General features: G+C 70.8%; 21 protein-coding genes. 7 read left to right on the top strand and 14 right to left on the bottom strand.

The annotated features are described in order from the left end of the window. Positions 1-77: 77 nt before the first annotated feature. The 6 genes from CBF90_RS18040 to lepB all read left to right on the top strand — a co-directional run bounded on the left by CBF90_RS18040 (position 78) and on the right by lepB (position 4447). Positions 78-749, top strand: a complete 672-nt coding sequence (locus CBF90_RS18040) for a hypothetical protein (protein ID WP_088380934.1) — start codon at positions 78-80, stop codon at positions 747-749. Beyond that, positions 746-901 (top strand): hypothetical protein, encoded by a 156-nt coding sequence (locus CBF90_RS18545; RefSeq protein ID WP_157096448.1) that lies wholly within the window; start codon positions 746-748, stop codon positions 899-901. The genes CBF90_RS18040 and CBF90_RS18545 overlap by 4 nt, the downstream gene beginning before the upstream one ends. A gap of 47 nt (positions 902-948) precedes the next feature. After that, complete coding sequence (locus CBF90_RS18550; protein WP_023954151.1) at positions 949-1098, top strand: hypothetical protein; 150 nt, start codon at positions 949-951, stop codon at positions 1096-1098. A gap of 161 nt (positions 1099-1259) precedes the next feature. Continuing rightward, a complete protein-coding gene (locus CBF90_RS18045) occupies positions 1260-2216 on the top strand; it encodes a nucleotidyltransferase family protein (RefSeq protein WP_088380935.1) in 957 nt (318 codons plus the stop codon). Then, complete coding sequence (locus CBF90_RS18050; protein ID WP_088380936.1) at positions 2207-3730, top strand: polysaccharide biosynthesis tyrosine autokinase; 1524 nt, start codon at positions 2207-2209, stop codon at positions 3728-3730. The genes CBF90_RS18045 and CBF90_RS18050 overlap by 10 nt, the downstream gene beginning before the upstream one ends. Before the next feature lie 87 nt (positions 3731-3817). Continuing rightward, positions 3818-4447 (top strand): signal peptidase I, encoded by a 630-nt coding sequence (gene lepB, locus CBF90_RS18055; RefSeq protein WP_277921439.1) that lies wholly within the window; start codon positions 3818-3820, stop codon positions 4445-4447. A gap of 9 nt (positions 4448-4456) precedes the next feature. On the opposite strand, the gene CBF90_RS18060 is transcribed toward lepB, so the two are convergent. The 5 genes from CBF90_RS18060 to CBF90_RS18080 form a co-directional block, all read right to left on the bottom strand. Continuing rightward, positions 4457-5422, bottom strand: coding sequence for a helix-turn-helix domain-containing protein (locus CBF90_RS18060; RefSeq protein ID WP_088380938.1), 966 nt, complete (start codon positions 5420-5422; stop codon positions 4457-4459). A 129-nt stretch (positions 5423-5551) separates the two neighbouring features. Next, positions 5552-6205, bottom strand: a complete 654-nt coding sequence (locus tag CBF90_RS18065) for a hypothetical protein (RefSeq protein ID WP_023954141.1) — start codon at positions 6203-6205, stop codon at positions 5552-5554. A 151-nt stretch (positions 6206-6356) separates the two neighbouring features. Beyond that, positions 6357-7757, bottom strand: a complete 1401-nt coding sequence (locus CBF90_RS18070; RefSeq protein ID WP_088380939.1) for a PqqD family peptide modification chaperone — start codon at positions 7755-7757, stop codon at positions 6357-6359. 19 nt (positions 7758-7776) lie between these two features. Next, on the bottom strand, positions 7777-8802 hold the full coding sequence (locus CBF90_RS18075) for a helix-turn-helix domain-containing protein (RefSeq protein ID WP_206780508.1): 1026 nt from the start codon (positions 8800-8802) through the stop codon (positions 7777-7779). 165 nt (positions 8803-8967) lie between these two features. Then, the gene (locus tag CBF90_RS18080; protein WP_023954135.1) at positions 8968-9441 is read right to left on the bottom strand and encodes an acyl-CoA thioesterase; all 474 of its coding nucleotides are present in this window, start codon (positions 9439-9441) and stop codon (positions 8968-8970) included. Positions 9442-9524: 83 nt separating this feature from the next. Here CBF90_RS18080 and CBF90_RS18085 point away from each other — a divergent pair, with 83 nt between their 5' ends. Next, positions 9525-9761, top strand: coding sequence for a three-helix bundle dimerization domain-containing protein (locus tag CBF90_RS18085; RefSeq protein WP_036304776.1), 237 nt, complete (start codon positions 9525-9527; stop codon positions 9759-9761). On the opposite strand, the gene CBF90_RS18090 is transcribed toward CBF90_RS18085, so the two are convergent. The 9 genes from CBF90_RS18090 to CBF90_RS18130 form a co-directional block, all read right to left on the bottom strand. Further along, a complete protein-coding gene (locus tag CBF90_RS18090) occupies positions 9741-10274 on the bottom strand; it encodes a Na+/H+ antiporter subunit E (protein ID WP_088380941.1) in 534 nt (177 codons plus the stop codon). The genes CBF90_RS18085 and CBF90_RS18090 overlap by 21 nt on opposite strands. Beyond that, on the bottom strand, positions 10271-12034 hold the full coding sequence (locus CBF90_RS18095) for a complex I subunit 5 family protein (protein WP_172407864.1): 1764 nt from the start codon (positions 12032-12034) through the stop codon (positions 10271-10273). The genes CBF90_RS18090 and CBF90_RS18095 overlap by 4 nt, the downstream gene beginning before the upstream one ends. Beyond that, positions 12025-13566 carry a complex I subunit 5 family protein gene (locus CBF90_RS18100; protein WP_088380943.1) on the bottom strand — a complete coding sequence of 514 codons (1542 nt, stop codon included), beginning with the start codon at positions 13564-13566 and terminating at the stop codon, positions 12025-12027. The genes CBF90_RS18095 and CBF90_RS18100 overlap by 10 nt, the downstream gene beginning before the upstream one ends. Continuing rightward, positions 13563-15005: a complex I subunit 5 family protein gene (locus tag CBF90_RS18105; protein WP_088380944.1), complete on the bottom strand. Its 1443-nt coding sequence runs from the start codon at positions 15003-15005 to the stop codon at positions 13563-13565. The genes CBF90_RS18100 and CBF90_RS18105 overlap by 4 nt, the downstream gene beginning before the upstream one ends. Next, complete coding sequence (locus tag CBF90_RS18110) at positions 15002-15313, bottom strand: NADH-quinone oxidoreductase subunit K (RefSeq protein WP_023954123.1); 312 nt, start codon at positions 15311-15313, stop codon at positions 15002-15004. The genes CBF90_RS18105 and CBF90_RS18110 overlap by 4 nt, the downstream gene beginning before the upstream one ends. Then, on the bottom strand, positions 15310-16290 hold the full coding sequence (locus CBF90_RS18115) for a hydrogenase subunit MbhD domain-containing protein (protein ID WP_088380945.1): 981 nt from the start codon (positions 16288-16290) through the stop codon (positions 15310-15312). Before CBF90_RS18115 ends, CBF90_RS18110 begins: the two co-directional genes overlap by 4 nt. Next, positions 16287-16631, bottom strand: coding sequence for a monovalent cation/H(+) antiporter subunit G (locus CBF90_RS18120; protein ID WP_064955454.1), 345 nt, complete (start codon positions 16629-16631; stop codon positions 16287-16289). The genes CBF90_RS18115 and CBF90_RS18120 overlap by 4 nt, the downstream gene beginning before the upstream one ends. Continuing rightward, the gene (locus CBF90_RS18125; RefSeq protein WP_023954117.1) at positions 16628-16888 is read right to left on the bottom strand and encodes a multisubunit Na+/H+ antiporter MrpF subunit; all 261 of its coding nucleotides are present in this window, start codon (positions 16886-16888) and stop codon (positions 16628-16630) included. Before CBF90_RS18125 ends, CBF90_RS18120 begins: the two co-directional genes overlap by 4 nt. A gap of 66 nt (positions 16889-16954) precedes the next feature. Beyond that, positions 16955-17395 (bottom strand): L-ribulose-5-phosphate 4-epimerase (locus CBF90_RS18130; protein WP_172407915.1); only part of this gene is annotated, 441 nt, incomplete at its 5' end.

Below are 17395 nucleotides of genomic sequence, written 5' to 3' on the forward strand. Positions count from 1 at the left end.
CGTCATTCTCGTCACCGCTCCATCGCGTAAGCGCAACGCTTCGGGCAGACCCGATGCACGTTTACCAGGAGAACACCATGTCGCTGACCGACGGCCCTGCCGACAACGCTCCCGAAATCACCCCCGCGCCCGACGCCGGCGTGAACCGCCGGACGCTCATGAAGGGTGTCGCGTGGGCTGCCCCCGTCATCGCCCTCAGCGTCGCCGCGCCGCTCGCATCCGCCTCCGTCCAGAACGCGGGACTCGTGTGGACCGACGACGAGACGGGTCTGCTGAGCCTGCGGGTGCTCGACGGCGCCAGCGCCGTCCAAGCCGGTGCGCTCATCACCGTGCCCACCCAGTTCACGATCACGAACGGAGCCGGAGCCATCGACGACACCGCGACGATCACGATCGTCGTCGGTCGTCCTTCAGGGCTCAATCTGCCCGTCGGCCGCGCCCGTGGGTTCGGCGTCGCCACGCTGGGGGACACCGATGTCGCAGCGCAGAACGCGGTCAGCTACAACACACTCCTCGGGGCGCGCGTGGGCTTCCCGGTGACCACCCTCGTCACGACCCGTGCCGTGTCCGTGCCCTCGAACGGGACGCTGAGCATCCCCGTCGAGTTCGGCCTGTCCGGATCCAACTCCGGAATCGCGGTGAGCGCGCTTGCAACCTTCCCGGTCACGCTGACGGTGGCCTTCGCGAGCGGCCCCACGTACCAGGCTCAGACGTCGATCAGCGTTCCGCTGGGCGCCGGCATCCTGTGACCACGAGCACGCGGGCACGCCGCGGACACGATGGACACACGTCGTGGTGGCGTCGAGAGTACGGCGGTCTTCCCGGCTGGGGGCTGGCCGTCATGCTCACCGCCATCGCGAGCACCCTCCTGTTCTCCCTCGCGATCATCCTCGACTTGTAACCCGCCCGACACCCGATCAGGCCCGAACCGGGCGTACCGTTGCCGCCATGAAGCGATCACGGCGTTCCGATTACGGCAGCCAGTCCTGGTGGACCCGCGACTACGGCGGGCTTCCGGGCTGGGCCATCGTCGTCGTCGTGGTCGTCATCGTGGCTCTGGGAGTGTTCGTCACGACGCTTCTCCTGACGCCGCGGTGACGGCCGTGACCGCATGAGAGGGCGCGATGTCGCCCCAGCACTGCCTGGCGAGGCGATCGTGTCGCTCAGACGCTGATCGGCTCTCGGATCTGTCGCTGGGACGCTGATCGGAAGGCGCGGGCTGTCGGGATAATGAGCCCCACCACCGACCCGAGAGACACATGCCCCCACATCAGACAGCGCTGAACCTCGCTCTTCGCAGCGGCGTCGACCTCGGTCATGCATGGGTGCAGGAGCTCGCCGACGGCCTCGGTGTCCGCGTGCTCTTCCTCAAGGGGCCGACGCTGTCGCGACAGGGACTGCGCGCCGAACGCACGTCCTCCGACGTCGACGTCCTCGTCGATCCGGTCGCGTTCGACCGGCTGTGCGCCGAGATCGTCGCGCGCGGATGGCAGGAGCGCCCGGCACCGCTCATCGGACGGCTCACGAGCGTCCATTCGAGCACGTTCCTTCACCCCTACTGGCCGTGCGACCTCGACGTGCACCGTCACTACCCGGGCATGCTCGTCGACCCCGGTACCGCATTCGACGCCCTCTGGGCCGAGCACGAGACCAGCGTGTTTGCTCAGCGCTCCTGCACCGTGCCTTCGCGCCTGTCCAACATCGTCATTCTCGCGCTCCACTCCCTGCGCGGTACTCGACGGCAGGCGCGTCACGTCACCGAGCTCGAAGCTCTCGTGAAGGTCGTCCTGACACCCGCAGAACGGGCGCACCTGCCCGGCCTCGCATCGAGGACAGGAACGGCCGCGACACTGGCCGAGGTGTTCCGACGCATGGGCGTGGTCGTGCCCGTCGATCCCCGCGAGCGCGATTCGGCTGCGGCGCGGCGGTGGCGCGAGCGGGTCGCCTCGGGGTCGTTCGGGTCGTACTTCTGGTTCGCGGCTCTGCGTGACGCTCGGGGCCTGGACCGAGCCGTCATCGCGTCCCGCGCGATCTGGCCGAGCCGCTCCGATCTCCTCCTGAGCCGGCCCGAGACCGTCGACACGACAGTCGGGCGCACCGCAGCACGCCTGCGGCGCTGGGGCCGCGGAGTCCGCTCCGTGCCGCGAGCACTGGGGGCCATGACGCTGAACACTCGAAACACGAGCATCGAGCCGGGGGGACCACGGTGGAACTGAGAGATTATCTGCGGATCCTGCGGGCGCACTGGATCGCGCTGTCGTTGTGCCTGATCCTCGGCGTCGTCGTCGCGTTCGCCTGGACGCTGATCCAGCCCAAGGTCTACACCGCCGATGCGAGCGGCTATGTGACGCCGGTCAAAGCCGAGGGGCAGAACGACAGCAGCTCGGAGTACGTCAGCGACAACCTCGCGAAGTCGAAGGTCAAGTCCTACGTCGACGTCGGCACCTGGCGCGCCGTCGGCGAGCATGCTCGTGAAGAGCTCGGCCTGGATGTGAGCCCGGAGAGCCTCGTTCGCCGCGTCTCGGTCTCGAACCCGCTCGACACCGTCGTCATCAAGGTAGACGCAACGGGGCCGACCCCGGAGGCGGCGCGCGACCTCGCGGGGGCTTGGATCCGCGGCATGCAGATCGAGATCGAGAACATCGAGTCCGGCGGCACGGGTGTGAACCCGGGCATCACGCTCGTCACCGCCGACTCGGCGCGTCTTCCCACCACCCCCAGCTCCCCGAACGTCCGCCTCGCGCTGGCCATCGGTGGCCTCGTGGGCCTCGTCGTGGGCATCGGTTACGCTCTGCTGCGATTCACTCTGGATCGCCGCATCCGCTCCGCCGAGGGCGTCGAGCGGGAGACGCGGCTCAACGTCGTCGGTGCGATCCCGGACGAGAAGTCCTTCACCGCCGAGAACCGGCTGATCCCGTTCGACGGCGCGAACACATCGTCGAGCAGGAACGTCCACCTGTACGCGGTCTCCGAGGCGGTGCGCGAGCTGCGTACCAACATCCAGTTCATGGACGTCGACAACCCGCCCCGCATCCTGGTCGTCACCAGTCCCCTCCCCGGCGAGGGCAAGTCGACGACGGCCGCGAACCTCGCCATCACGCTCTCGGCGAGCGGGCAGCAGGTCGTCCTGATCGACGGCGACCTGCGCCGGCCGATGGTCGCGACGATCTTCCACCTCATCGGTGACGCCGGCCTGACCGACATCCTGGCGGGCCGTGCCACGTTCGACGACGTCGCGCAGCCGGTCGGCCGGTCGGGCTCGCTGCGGGTCGTGGCTGCCGGCAAGATCCCGCCGAATCCCAGCGAGATCCTGGGATCCCAGCGCATGCGCGACCTCATGGAGACCCTCAGTCGCGACGCCGTGGTCATCGTCGACGCACCGCCGCTGATCCCGGTGACGGATGCCGCGGTCCTCACCAACCGCACCGACGGGGCGATCATCGTCACCACCGTGGGCCGCACCACCTTCGACGCGTTGAAGAAGGCGCAGCAGAATCTCGAGCGCGCCGGCGGCCGTGCTCTCGGTGTCGTCCTGAACCGTGTGCCGCGCAAGGGCAGCGGCGCGGCGTACTACGGCTACCAGTACACCGGCGCCTACTACCGCACCGAGGATGCCGACACCGTGCCGGATCTGGCTCCGACGCCGGCGACCGCAGCGGTTTCACGTGTCGTCACGGTCGGCGGGCAGGTCCTGCCCGATGGGCGGCGAGCACGCCGCGCCCGGCGCTGAACCGTGACGGCCTCGCCCGACGCCGCCCCGGCACGCCGACGTTGGCGACGTGCAGCGAGCCATCCACTCGCACACCTCGCGGCGGCTGTGCTGGTGATCGCGCTCGTGCAGTCGTTCGCCGTCAAGGTGTACCAGGTGCCTTCCGCCTCGATGGAGCAGACCCTCATGCCGGGCGATCGCATCCTCGTCGACCGTCTCGGCATCGCCGGCCCTCCGAGCCGCGGCGACGTCGTCGTGTTCGAGCGCCCCGAGTCATGGCGCGACGCACCACGGGCAGAGAAGAGCCCGTGGCGCGCGGCCGCCGGGTGGTTCGGCGACGTCTTCGGCTTCGGCCCGAGCAACGGCGACGCACTGGTCAAGCGAATCGTCGCCGGCCCCGGTGAGACGGTCGCGTGCTGCGACGCCGTCGGCCGACTGACGATCGACGACGAGCCGCTCGACGAGCCCTACGTCACGCACGATCTTCCGTTCGAGTCCGGTGTGCTCGATTGCGACACCGCCCCCCGTTCGTCGCGCTGCTTCCCTCCCATCCACCTTGGTTCCGACGAGTACATTCTTCTGGGCGACAGCCGCGCGAACTCTGCCGACTCGCTCGCGGCGTGCCGAGGCGGTGCCAGCGCCGACACCGCCTCGTGCGCACGACCGGTGGATAGAGAACAGATCATCGGCGAAGCATTCTTCCGCTTCTGGCCGGTGACCCGATGGGGGATGCCGTAGGCGTCGGCCTCACGCGGGCGCCGCGGGCGCCGCGAGCGCGGGCAGAGCATGCAGTCCGCGACGGTCGGTGCGCGGGGCCCGGCGCTGCGCACGCACTCGGGTCGGCGAGGGCTCCCCTTGCAGCCGGAACGCTCGGCGAAGATCGTCGGCGCTCGTGAAGCCGGCGAATCGCGACACCTCCTCGACGGACAGCACGTCGTAGCGTTGTTCCGTCAGCAGCTGCACGGCGAGCTCGACGCGAAGGCGACGGATCTCCGTAGCGGGCGAGGTGCCCTGCTCGGAGAACGCCCGCTGCAGATGCCGGGGGGACACCGCGAGCTCGGCCGCGAGCGAGGGCACCGTCAGCTCGGAGTCGGCGCGCCGCGAGGCGATGAGGGCGAGGGCGCGGCGGTAGAGCGAGGGCTGCACCTTGACCGGCCCCGCTCCCACGCTCGCTCGCTCGAGGAACAGGCTGCCGACCATCTCCTCGCTCAACCGCGACAGGGCGTAGGTCGCCACACGTCCGGGCCGGGCCGCCCCGGACAGCAGGGAACGGAAGTAGGCGGTCGCGGGGGTGACCAGGGCCGAGTCGCCCGCGAACAGCGGTCCGTCGCTCTCGTCGAGAGGAGCGCCGAAGGCGGCGACCACGGCCTCGGGTGCCGACACCACGATGACCTCAGCCTCATCCGACCAGGCGAGCAGATAGTCGGAGCGCGAGCGCAGGAAGAGACCCCGGCCAGCGTCGGCACGATGGCGTCGGCGCGAATCGAGCGTCGGTGCGACACTCACGCTCCCGGCCGCGACGAGCATGCAATGCAGGACGGGGGACTCACTCGTCGGCACGACGCGCTCGGCGCCGCGTGCGAGCTCGTATCGCTTCAGCACGACCGACTCGAGGGCGAGAGTGTCGGCTGGGCGGCCCGCGAAGGGTTCGCCCGGCCGACGCGACGAGGGGGGCGGCGTTCCCGGCGCACTCGGGTAGCGCTCGTAGCTCACGCTGCACCTCCCCCCTCGATCGCCTCACAGCGTAGGAGCGACCGATCGGCCCTCCCGCACTGGATCCGCGGGCGCGGACTACGCATTCGGGGCACAGCCCGCACCCGCGGACGCTACGGTCATGACTACTTAGAGAATCCCCGCACCCACCGGGACGGTGACGCTCGAGGTGGCTGTGCGGGTCAGGCCGTTGCCGAAATCGACGACGATCGTGACCGGGAAAGTCGCGAGAGCCGAGATGGAGACACCGGTCGAGTTGCCCGCGAGACCGAGCACGAACGGCACTGTCTGCGTTCCGTTGGAGGGAATGTTCACGGGGAGAGTCGTCGTGAAGGTCGTCAGCGGGAAGCCGTACTGGCCGACGATCGCGGCGCTCTGGTACACCGCCGTCCGCTGCCCGGCTGTCGACGGCACGCCGTTGAGGCTGTAGACGCCGAACCCGCGCGCGCGTCCGACGGGCAGGTTGATACCGGAGGGACGTCCGACGGTGACCGTCACCGTCGCGGTCTGGTTGATCGCACCCGCGCCGTTGGTGATGGTGAACTCCGTCGGCACCGTCGTCAGCGCGGTCGCGGTCAGCGTGCCCCCGCCGTCCAACAGGTTCAGCGAGAGCAGGCCCGTCTGGGTGTTCGTCACCGCCAGGCCGGAGTTGTTGACGGATGCCGCAGCCAGGGGTGCTGCGACCGCAACGGCCATCACCGGGACGGCCCACGCGGCGCCCTTGATGATCGTGCGACGGTCGATGCCGTCGGACTCGCGGCGGGCGGGGGTGACGTCGGTCACGGGATCTCCTCAGGTCGGAATGAGAGGTTTTCCCGTACTTTTTCGCCGCCCACGAACGTCGTCGATGGCTGCGCCGGCATCCGTCGCTCAGGTCACGATCGGTGTCGCGAAGTGTCGGAGTCGGACGCCGCGCGGGTGTGCCGGAGCCCCGTCAGGGCAGATACGGCTCGGCGAGCCCGCGCTCGGCGAGCGACCGCAGGAACGCGCGTACGTCGCGATCGATCTCGGTGCCGTCGACGTCGCCGCGTTCCGCGATCACCCGCACCAGCGACTCCGCCGTCGCACCGCGCGCGGTCGTCAGTGCCGACCAGATGATCGCTGCCGTGTCGCGCAATGCGACCGGCTCGGGAGATCCACCGCGCGCGAGCGACAGCGCGACGAATCCGTCGTCGCTCGACGTCCAGGCGGCATCCGCCCGGGTCCGCCAGGACGGCTCGCGCACCACGACGTCCGCGGCACCGAGCGCGTCCAGCGCGGCGCCCACGACAGCCTCGGCGTCGCCTCTCGGCGGCGCCCCGTGGGCCGCGACCACCGCCTCGGCGAGTGCTCGGGCCGAACGTCCGTCGGCCGCCCGCCAGAGGGCCGGGCCGATGCCGTCGATGATGTGGAGCGTCGCTCCGCCCGCGGGCTCCGGCTGCAACAGGGCGAGCCGCTCACCCGCACCGTCCGTCGGCGAGCCGAGCGCGATCGCGTCGAGATGGGCACCGCGCCACCAGGTCGTCCCTGTTGCCGGGTCCAGGTCGGTCTCGACCTCCGCCGTGAGCGGCTTCGCGTCCGCGACGGGCAGCGTCGCCACGACGTCGCCCCGCCGGAACAGAGGCGCCAGGGCCGCGGCGAGGGTCTCGGCCTCACTGTAGGTCACGCGATGCACCCCGCCGATGGCGGCGACGTGCGCAGCGATCCGATGAAGCGGCGCAGGCAGGTCCGCGAGATAGCTGGTCTGCTCGACGAGCTCGGGAAGCACGTCGCCCAGCGCACACGATTCCAGCACCGGAACCTCGGGCCCGCCCGGTACCCGGTGGAGCAGGACGATCGCGCTCAAGCGCAACGGTCGTGCCGCCAGGGGGCGCAGCCCGAGCTCGGATGCCGAACGCTGGGCCTTTTCCCCTGCCGGATCCTCGATGATCGACAGCGGCTTGCGGTAGGGCAGCACCGTCCCGTCGTCCGTGATCCCGACCGTTTCGTCGGTCACGTAGCCGTAGTGGGCGGCGAGCGCGCGCGTCGCGGTCGTCTTGCCCCGCCCCGACGGCCCGACGACCGCCACGACGTTTCCCTCGTCGTCGGCCAGACCACCGGCGTGCAGCATCCATAGCTCACCACGCCTCGCCTCGATCGCGGCCAGCGTCACGGCCTGCGACAGCGCGGCGAGCTCGCGCCGCAGCTCGCCGCGCGTCAGCGCAACGCTGCGGTGAGCCGCCGGCAGGGGATCGTCCGGAGTCGCCTCGGCGTCGCGCCATGCCCGGACGATCGCCTCGATGTCGCCGTCCGCGCGGTCATCGGCGTCGATCCGCACCGCGCATCCGAGCGCGGAGACGAGAGGAAGCGGCGACACCCTCGTAGCCTATGGTCGATCACACCGTCACCGCATCGGATTCCGGACGCGCGCGATGCGCGGACACGACGGACACCCCGACAAGAAGAAGAGCAGTCGCCAGGAATGCGAACGCGATCACGGCGGTGATGTTGCCGTTCAGCGTGACCGCGGACCAGGTCGCGAGATCGACGGGGGCGAGCTCGAACGGTGTGTGGTCCAGCACGACATCGACGACCGGCCCGGCTGACACGGCCAATGCCGCGCCGATGACGCAGGCGCTCGCTCCTCGGAGCAGTCCGCGCAACGGCAGATACCGGAGCACCCCGACGACGAGCAAGGCGATGGCCGCGCCGAATCCCACCAGCGGAAGCACGATGCCGCCGAACGCATCGGCGTCGCCGGCCGCCCACAGGACCACCGCGAGGAACGCCGTCACTGCCGCAGCATCCGCGAGCACCGCGATCACGGCGGCGTGTCGACGCAACCCCGGCGACCCGAACGATCGCAGCGCGAGCGGGCCCCAGATCACGACGACCGCGAACAGGATCGCAGCGCCGGTGACGCCGAGGAACCCCGCCGAGGTCAGCGCCTCGATCGAGGCGAGCAGCAGGCCGAGCGAGCCGAGCGCCGCCGCGAGAGTCGTCCAGCCGCGCCGCCCGGTCACGAGCAGGGGCAGCGTGGTGAGCGAGAAGGCCAGGGCGACCGCCGGCGCGACGATCCAGAACCACGACAGCGTGTGCTCGACCGCGAGGTTCGTCACGAAGGTCGCGACCAGCGCGACGGCGTACGCACCGATCGTCGTCCAGAGCACGGCTGCCCGCCACCGGCGATGCACGCGGGCCTGGTGCGCGTCGAGACGTCCGCGGTCGTCTGCGCTCGCGCTGACGAGCTCGCCCTCGGTCACTCCCAGCGCTCGTGCCAGCGGGCCGAGCGTCGCGAGGTCGGGGTACGACAGCCCGCGCTCCCACTTCGACACCGCCGACTCGGTCACGAAGACGCGCGCGGCGAGCTCCTTCTGCGTGAGCCCGGCCGCCCGCCGGGCGCCGGCGAGGAAGCGCCCCACGTCGCCTTTGTGTGTTCCGACCTCGGGCGATCCGGCTTCATGCGTTTCATTCACGTCGCTCAGTGCACCATCACCGGGCTCGACGCACCAAGCCGACACGGCCCCGACACGGCCCGGGCGCGGCTCGACCATCTGGACAGCCCGGAATCACGCGGATCGCGCGCCTCAGGGCAGGCGCACCGAGTCGGTCTTCGGGTGCTCGCGCGGCATCCGGTCTCGGTCGTACGTGATGGCGGAGTAGCCGTGCGGGATCGGCTGCCCCTCCTCGTCGACGCTCACGAACACGAGCCGCTCGATCGAGAGGATCCGCTTGCGCGTGATCATGTTGCGCACGACGGCCCGCATCGTCAGCGAGGTGCGCCCGAAGTGCGTCGCCGTCAGTCCCATCTCGATGAGGTCGCCCTGCAGCGCCGACGACTCGAAGTTGATCTCCGAGATCAGCTTGGTCACCACTCGATAGTTGCCGAGCTGGATGATCGCGTAGATCGCCGCTTCTTCGTCGATCCAGCGGAGAAGGCTTCCACCGAAGAGCGTGCCGTTGGCGTTGAGGTCTTCCGGTCGCACCCACTTGCGCGTGTGGAAGTTGATGCCGCCCTCTGACCAGGGCCATTCGGAACTCGTCTGATCGCTCACGTTCATCCAGCCTAGCTCGCCATGATCGCACGGTCCGGGCGTCGCGTCGACCGGTTCCCCGCGCGCGACGGGCGGCGGATGATATGGGCATGGACAAGCCTGCGAAAGACTTCGACGCTCACGAGGTGGCGGAGGAGGTCGCCGAGCGCGTCAAGAAGCGGATGCCGGATGTCGACGACGATCTCATCCGCCGCGAGGCGGCCGCATCGGTCGAGAGCCACGCCGACGCACGCGTGACGGACTTCATCGGCATCATCGCAGAGCGCGAGACCCGCGAGCGCCTCGCCGACATCGCCGACGAGTCCTCAGGCGCCGCCTCCGACTGACCAGGCCGCCTCGATGCGGGCGATGCGCCGCTCCAGAGAGGCGAGCGCCCCCGCGACATCCACCGAGGGGCTGATCGTGTGCACCGCGATCAGCCGTCCGTCGATGCTGGCGGTGAGACTGCCCGGCATGAGATTCGCCACGAGCGCCAGCGCGGCGCGGCCCGCCGACGTCTCGAGCATCGTCGTATGCGCGACCCACTCCGGATCGATGTCGGGCCCTGGCAACCAGATCGCCCGCCGCGCGACATCGATCCCGCCGATGATCGAGCGACCGATCACCCATGCGGCCAGCTCGACAACCCCGAGCGCTCCTCGCGCCGAGCGGACCAGCCCGGCCCGGCGCCTCGGTATTCCCGTCAGGGCATACGTGGTCGCAGTGACCGCAGGGACGGCGACCACGCCGTAACCGAGCGCCGCCAGCGACGCCTCGGTCGCCGCGATCCAGACGGCAGCGATCACGACGATCCGGCACAGCACGGAGACGATCACCGTTCCCACCCGCCCGGCCGTCATGGCACCATCACCGCCGCCAGAACCGCGACGAGCACGGCACCGCCCAAGGCGAGGGCGATCACCGCACCCGAACCGGACCAACTGCCGATCGCCCGCTGCGCGCGGTCGAGACCCGGTCCCGCGCTCGGACCGGCGGCGATCCGGGCGACGACGGCACCCCGCACCTGTCCCAGGCCGTTCGACGCGACGGTGAGACCGCGCAGAACGATCCGCGCCGCGCGCTCCTCGACCACCACGATGTCACCGGGGGGCACGGTGGGTGAGCGCTCCGGTGCGCGCCGCGTGACCCCGAGGGCGATCGCGGCGCCGGCGAGTCCGAGCAGCAGCGGCCACGTCTGCGCCCAGATGGCCGACGGATCGAGCCAGCCTGGCACGCTCAGCGGCGGCGCCCATGCTGACGCGAGCGCCGCGACCGGCACCACCGCGAGCACCGACAGGGCGACCCACGCGATGCCGCGCATGCGCGCCGTGGGCTTCGGCGTGCGCTCGCGCCGCGCCAGCGTGACGGCGAACCGAGCCAGCAGCAGCGTCGACCCCACGCCGAACCACGGCAGCACATCGGCGACGCCGAGCGCGGGCAGCCACGGCACCGGCACCTCGCCGACGGCCTCCTTCGCGACGTACTTCGCGATGAACCCGCTCGTGAACGGTGCGCCCACGAGCGCGAGGGACGCGACGGCGAGCGCCGCCGTGACGCTCCAGCGCGGCAGCCGTTCGCTGTCCCACGCCTGCACTCCCAGGAACAGAGCCCCCTTCACGAGCCCGTGCGAGACGCTGTAGACCACAACGGCGGCGATGCAGGCCGGCGCGAGCGCGGGGGCGACGAGGGCCGCACCGATGACGGACGTGAGGAAGCCCATCTGGCTGATGCTGCTGTAGGCGAGGATGACCTTGGGATTGCGCTGCAGCACGCCCGCGGGCACCGCCAGCAGCCCGCCCACGAGGCCGAGCACGAGGAACACCGCGCCCCACGTCGGCTCGCCGGTTCCCTCACCGAGCGGCAGGAAGCGCAGCCACCCGACGATGCCGGCCTTCAGCATCGCTCCCGACAGCACCGCGCTCGCGGGACTCGGGGCTGCCGGATGCGCGAGCGGCAGCCAGACGTGCAGCGGGACGGTGCCCGCCTTCACTCCGAAGCCGATCAGCAGCAGCAGGATGATCGTCCCCTGCGCGGGCGAGGCGGAGACGGCCGCCGGAGCCTCCCCGACCGTCGTGACGCCATCCGCGGCCAGCAGCAGCAGCGCCGCGAGCACGGCGCACTCCCCGAACACCGTCAGCACCAGATAGATGGCGCCGGCACGCCGCGCGCTCGGCGTCCGGTCGTGCACGACGATCGCGTACCCGAGGAAGCTCATCGCGGCGAAGGCGAGGTAGAACGTCACGAGATCGTCAGCGAGGAACACCGCGATGTTGCCGGTGAAGCACAGCAGCAGGAAGGCCGTCAGCACATGCGGACGCTCGGCTTTCGACCGGACCACGAACGACAGGGCCATGCAGTAAAGAACGACCGCCATCAGCACCAGGGGCCGTGCGACGGCGTCGAGCCGGATGGAGGTGCCGAGCAGCATCCACGGGATCTCATGGCGGTCGCCGGCGTCGAAGACCGCCGCCATACCGGCGGGCAGCACGGCGAGCCAGGAGAAGCGGGTGATCGCCTCCCGCGCCCGGCGCGCCCGCGTACCGCCGACACCGCTCAGCACGGCGATGAGCACCGCGACGAGCAGCGGCGACGACAGTGCGGGGAGGAAGATCACAGCCACGCTCCGTCCGCGATGAACCGTGCCAGCGACCATGGCGAGAACTCCCAGCCCGCGGCGACGCCGAGTCCGACGACGGCCGCGGCTGTGATGAGGGTGGGAACGAGCAGCGCGGCGGGCGCTTCGAGGCGCCGCGCGTGGTCGCCCGGCTGGGTCAGCCGGGGCGCCCGCTCCGCCGACGCGGCCGTGGCCGCAGGCTCCGTCCACATCGCGATGATCACCGGCAGGAAGTACCCGGCGTTGAGGATCGTGCTCGTCAGCAGCACCGCGATGACCCAGGGCTCGCCGGCATCGAGGGCGCCCACCCCCAGCGCCCACTTCGAGATGAACCCGGCGAAGGGGGGCAGCCCGATCATCCCGAGCGCCGCGATCGTGAAGGCCGTCGCCGTCAGCGGCATCCGCCGTCCGACTCCGGAGAGCTCGCTGATCCTGTGGATCTTCAGCTCCTCGGCGAACAGCCCGGCGCAGAAGAAGAGGGTGATCTTCATGAACCCCTGATTGACCATGTGCACGATCGCGCCGGCGGTGGCCATCGGGGCCAGCAGCGCGGCCCCGAGCGCGATGTAGGCCACCTGAGACACGGTCGAGTAGGCGAGGCGCTTCTTCAGGTCGTCCTGGGTGAGCGCACGGAGCGAGCCGTAGACGATCGTGATCGAGGCGACGACCGCGAGCACCGCGAGCAGGCCGAGATCGGCGAACAGCTGGAAGCCGAACGTGTCCTCGACGACCCGGATGATGCCGAAGGCGCCGGCCTTGACCACCGCCACCGCATGCAGGAGGGCGCTGACGGGCGCCGGGGCGACCATCGCGACCGGCAACCAGCCGTGCAGAGGGAACAGCGCGGCCTTGACCCCGACCCCCGTGAGCAGCAGTGCGCCGATCGCGGTCGCGGCCGCGGGGTCGCGCGCGGCGAGCGCCGCGACGGCGGGGACGCCCCCGGACACGAACTCGACCGGACCCACCTCGAGGGTCAGCCACGCGACGCCGAGCAGCAGCACGACCCCGCCCACGAGCGTGTAGCCGAGGTAGGTGCGCGCTCCGCGCATCGCCTCGGGCGTGCCGCGGTGGGCGACGAGCGGATAGGTCACGAGGGTCAGCAGCTCGAAGAAGATCAGGAAGGTGAAGAGGTTCTGCGCGAGGGCGATGCCGGTCGTCGCCGTCACGCACAGGCTGAAGAACCCGAAGAACCGGCTGCGATTCGGGGCGCCTTCGAGGTAGCCGATCGCGTAGACGGTCGTGACGAGCCAGAGTCCCGACGAGAGCGCGACGAAGAACAGTGAGAACGTGTCGGTGACGAAGACGATCTCCAGCCCGGGGATCCACTCGAACGAGGAACGGAGCTTCTCCCCCGACACGACGATGGGGATGAGCACGACCACGATCGCCGCCTTCGCGATCGCGCCGGCGAGGTTGAGCGCCGTGCGCAGCCGCCGCTGCTCCTCTCTCAGGCCGAAGATGACGAGCGCCGGCACCAGCGAGGTCAGCAGCAGCACGACCGGGATGAGGCTGGGCGAGACGACGGAACCCGGGATCATGGCGCCGTCCCCTCGATGATGGCCACGAGAGGCCCCGGGAAGACGCCGATGACGACGGATGCCGCGGCCAGGACGAACGGCACGATCGAGAGCGTGCGCCTCGGCACGCCGTTCGGGGGCGGCGGGTCATCGCCCGGCGGGGCGAACATCGCTCGGAGCATCTTCGCGACGTACGCGAAGGTCAGCAGTCCGCCCGCGAGCAGCACCGTGACCCACCACCAGGCGCCGACCGCGAGCGAGGACTCCAGCAGCTGCCACTTGCCCACGAACCCGAGGGTGGGCGGCAGGCCCGCCAGGCCGACCCCCGCGATCCCGATCGTGGCGGCCGCGAGCGGCATCCGGGCGAGCGCGCCCCTCAGCCCGCCGAGGCGGTCGCTGCCGTACGCGACCACGAGCGTGCCGGCCGCGAGGAACATCGCCGCCTTCGCGAGCCCGTGCGCGACCGCGAGCACGACTCCGCCGCTCCAGCCGGCCGCGCCCGCGTCGTCTCCGTGCGCGCCGCCATCGAGCATGAGCGGCAGCATCAGCACGAGGTACCCGACCTGCGCGACCGTCGAATAGGCGATGACGGTCTTCAGCCGATCGCGACGCAGCGCCATGAACCCGCCCCAGAGGATGCCGGCGGCTCCGGCCGCGGCCGCGGTGTTCGCCAGCACGGGCCCGAGGGCGGTCTCCGGACCGACCGCGGCGAACATGCGCCACAGCACGAACAGCGACGCCTTGATCACGAGCGCCGACAGCAGCGCGCTCACCGCGGCGGGGGCAGCCGGATGCGCGACCGGAAGCCACGAATGCAGCGGGAACAGCGCCATCTTCGCCCCCATGCCGACAAGCGCCAGGGCGAGCACGGCCGCCGTGACGGGACCGTCGTCGAGGCGACCCGCCGCCAGAGCGAGGTCGAGCGTCCCCGCCTGCCCGTAGACGAGCGCGACCGCCAGGAGGTAGAACAGCGAACCGGTCACCGCCACGAACAGATATCGCAGTGCCGCCGCACGCGCCCGCGCCCCTCCCAGGGCGACGAGCGCGACCGCGGCCAGGGTCAGCAGCTCGAGCAGGACGTAGATCGTGAACAGGTCCGCGGCCACGAACACACCCGAGATCGCGGCCATCGCGAAGAGCGCCAGCGGCCAGAAGCTGTCGGCGCCGATGAGACGTGGCTCTGCCGAGCCCATGACGAAGGCGGCGAGGAACACGACATGGGCGAGGGCGAGCATCGCGACCGACGCTCCATCCGCCTGCAGCGCGATGCCCAGTGGGGGGATCCATCCCGCGAGCTCGGTACGCACAACGCCGGTGTCCACGACAGCCGGCCACAGCGCCATCACGACGGAACCGCTCGCGACGACGGCCACGACTCCGACGGCAGCGCGGAACCGAGCGGGAACGAGCGCGGCGACCACAGCGGCGGCCACCGGCACGAACAGCAGCAGCGGGATCATCCGTCTCCCTGCTCGTTCTCGTCGGTGGTGTCCTCGACCCGGCGAGCGAGCGCGAGAGCGAGGCCTGTGATCGCGGCCATGACGACGATCCCCGTCAGGACGAGCGCCTGCGGCACGGGATCGGGCGCGCCGCCGTCAGCGCCCGCTGCGCCGCGGTCGGCGAGAGCCAGCAGCACGAGCATCACTCCGCCCGAGGCGACGTTCAGCGCGACGATGCGGCGGATGAGGTCGCGCACCACGAGGTGCGCCGTGGTGCCGATGACGAACACCACGACGCCCGCGCCGAGGAAGAGCAACGTCGCGTTCATGCGCGCTCCTCATCCATCGCGCCGGCGGGACTCGCGCTGTCATCGACCGCGCCGGCGGGACTCGCGCTGTCATCGACCGCGCCGGCGGCGAAGAAGATCTCGCTGAGCGCGACGCCGATCCCGGCGGCGAGCACCGCTTCGATCGCGAGGATCGCCCCACCCGCCCACGCGGTGTCGAGCCCGAGCCATGCGCCCGTCACGACGAGGCCGATGACGGCGAGGGCGACGAATGCGAGCAGGCTCGTGCCCACGATCGCCGTCGCGACGGGGCGGGAGACGGCGGCGGCTCGGATGCCGCACAGCCGCGCGATCACGAGAGCCGCGGCGATGAGCGCGCCCGACTGGAACGCCCCGCCGGGCTGAACGCTGCCGGCCACCAGCACCCAGATCGCGAGCACGAGGACGACCGGCACGATCACGACGGCAAGAGCCCGCCGCACCGGATCAGCCGGCCTCACGGCCCGCAGCCGCTCGCCGCCGACCGCGCCCGCGGCCACCGCGGCGACGACGAGCACGGCGATCTCGAGAAGCGTGTCGAGGCTGCGATAACTCAGCAGCACCGCCGTGACGGGGTGCGAGACGCCCGCCGCGTCCGTCGCCGCGACCGCCTCCCGGCCCAGGTCGGCGGGTTCAACGCTCACGCTGCGTACGGCCAGCAGCAGACCGACCAGACCAGCCGCACCCCCTGCGACGGCGACCCCGATCGTCACCGCCCGACCCCGCTCTTCGGTGCTCGGTCGCGGCGGTGCCCGGCGTTCGAGCGCGTCGACCAGCAACGCCCCGGCGATACCGCCGCCCAGCGCCGCCTCCGCGAGCGCGACATCGGGCGCATCGATGCGACCCCACAGCACCGCCAGCAGGATGCCGAACACGAGGAAGGCTGTCGTCGCGGCGGCACGGCCCCGCACGAGCACCGCCACCGAGGCGACGACGACGACCGCCCCGACAGCGAGCAGATCCAGGAGGTCGACGTTCATGAGCCGCCGTCCGCGTCGCTGCGCCGCTTCCGGCGCTCACTGCCGGCCAGCAGGTGGGAGTTGCCTGCGGTGCCGAGGAGCGCGAGCATCCAGATCAGCAGCAGCTTCGCCGCGACCCCGACGATGCCGAGCCCGTCGCCGCCGCGGGCGATCGCATCGACGATGAGGGCGATGACGATGAACCCGAGGCCGAGGTTGTCGGCCTTGGCGACAGCGTGGAGGCGGGTCGGAAGATCCGGAAAACGAAGCAGCCCCAGCGTGCCGACGACGACGAACAGGCATCCGACCGACAGCAGGCCGATCACAAGGACGTCCAGCACCCCGACGTTCGCTGCGGTCACCGCTCTGCCCGCCGGGTGTAGACGACCACGACGACCGTTGCGAGGGCGACCACCGTGACGGCGACATCACGAAGAGCCGCGACGCCCAGCGCCGAGGCGAGGACGACGAAGAGCGCGGCGCCGCTCGTGCCCAGAAGCACGAAGGCCGTCAACCGGTCCTCGGGGCTCGGCCCGCGCACCGCACGCCAGAGTCCCACGACGATGCAGACGAGCAGAACGGCGGCGACCGCATGCAGCGCGATGTCCACTGCGGTCATGGCGTCTCCCCTCCGACGTCGTCACCACTGACGATATCCGGAATGCGAAGCCGCCCCGGTGCGGGGCTACCGGCGGTCGTCGGTGGTCTGTCCGTAAACGTTCTGATACCGGTCGTACAACGCATCGATCGCGTCCTGCGGGATCGGGAGCAGCTCCCCCGCCTGCCGGGCGATGTGAACCGTGCGAGCCACGTCCTCCACCATCACCGCAGCCTTGACCGCATCCTTCGCACTCGACCCGATCGTGAACGGCCCATGGTTCTGCATCAGCACCGCCCGAGAACGATGCCCCCGAAGCGTCTGCACGATCCCCCGACCGATCGAGTCATCACCGATGATCGCGAACGGCCCCACCGGAATCGGCCCCCCGAACTCATCGGCCATCGCCGTGATCACACACGGGATCTCCTCACCCCGCGCCGCCCACGCCACCGCATACGTCGAATGCGTGTGCACCACACCACCCACCTCGGGCATGTTCCGATACACATACGCATGAGCGGCCGT

Source organism: Microbacterium sp. AISO3 (genome assembly GCF_002204305.1).
In the GTDB taxonomy this organism is placed as follows: Bacteria; Actinomycetota; Actinomycetes; order Actinomycetales; family Microbacteriaceae; genus Microbacterium; species Microbacterium arborescens.

Coding starts and splice junctions, on each gene's coding strand:
- CBF90_RS18040 (WP_088380934.1), top strand. CDS start 78: ATGTCGCTGACCGACGGCCCTGCCGACAACGCTCCCGAAATCACCCCC.
- CBF90_RS18550 (WP_023954151.1), top strand. CDS start 949: ATGAAGCGATCACGGCGTTCCGATTACGGCAGCCAGTCCTGGTGGACC.
- CBF90_RS18045 (WP_088380935.1), top strand. CDS start 1,260: ATGCCCCCACATCAGACAGCGCTGAACCTCGCTCTTCGCAGCGGCGTC.
- CBF90_RS18080 (WP_023954135.1), bottom strand. CDS start 9,441: ATGAACGTGAGCGATCAGACGAGTTCCGAATGGCCCTGGTCAGAGGGC.
- CBF90_RS18085 (WP_036304776.1), top strand. CDS start 9,525: ATGGACAAGCCTGCGAAAGACTTCGACGCTCACGAGGTGGCGGAGGAG.
- CBF90_RS18090 (WP_088380941.1), bottom strand. CDS start 10,274: ATGACGGCCGGGCGGGTGGGAACGGTGATCGTCTCCGTGCTGTGCCGG.
- CBF90_RS18100 (WP_088380943.1), bottom strand. CDS start 13,566: ATGATCCCGGGTTCCGTCGTCTCGCCCAGCCTCATCCCGGTCGTGCTG.
- CBF90_RS18105 (WP_088380944.1), bottom strand. CDS start 15,005: ATGATCCCGCTGCTGCTGTTCGTGCCGGTGGCCGCCGCTGTGGTCGCC.
- CBF90_RS18110 (WP_023954123.1), bottom strand. CDS start 15,313: ATGAACGCGACGTTGCTCTTCCTCGGCGCGGGCGTCGTGGTGTTCGTC.
- CBF90_RS18115 (WP_088380945.1), bottom strand. CDS start 16,290: ATGAACGTCGACCTCCTGGATCTGCTCGCTGTCGGGGCGGTCGTCGTC.
- CBF90_RS18125 (WP_023954117.1), bottom strand. CDS start 16,888: ATGACCGCAGTGGACATCGCGCTGCATGCGGTCGCCGCCGTTCTGCTC.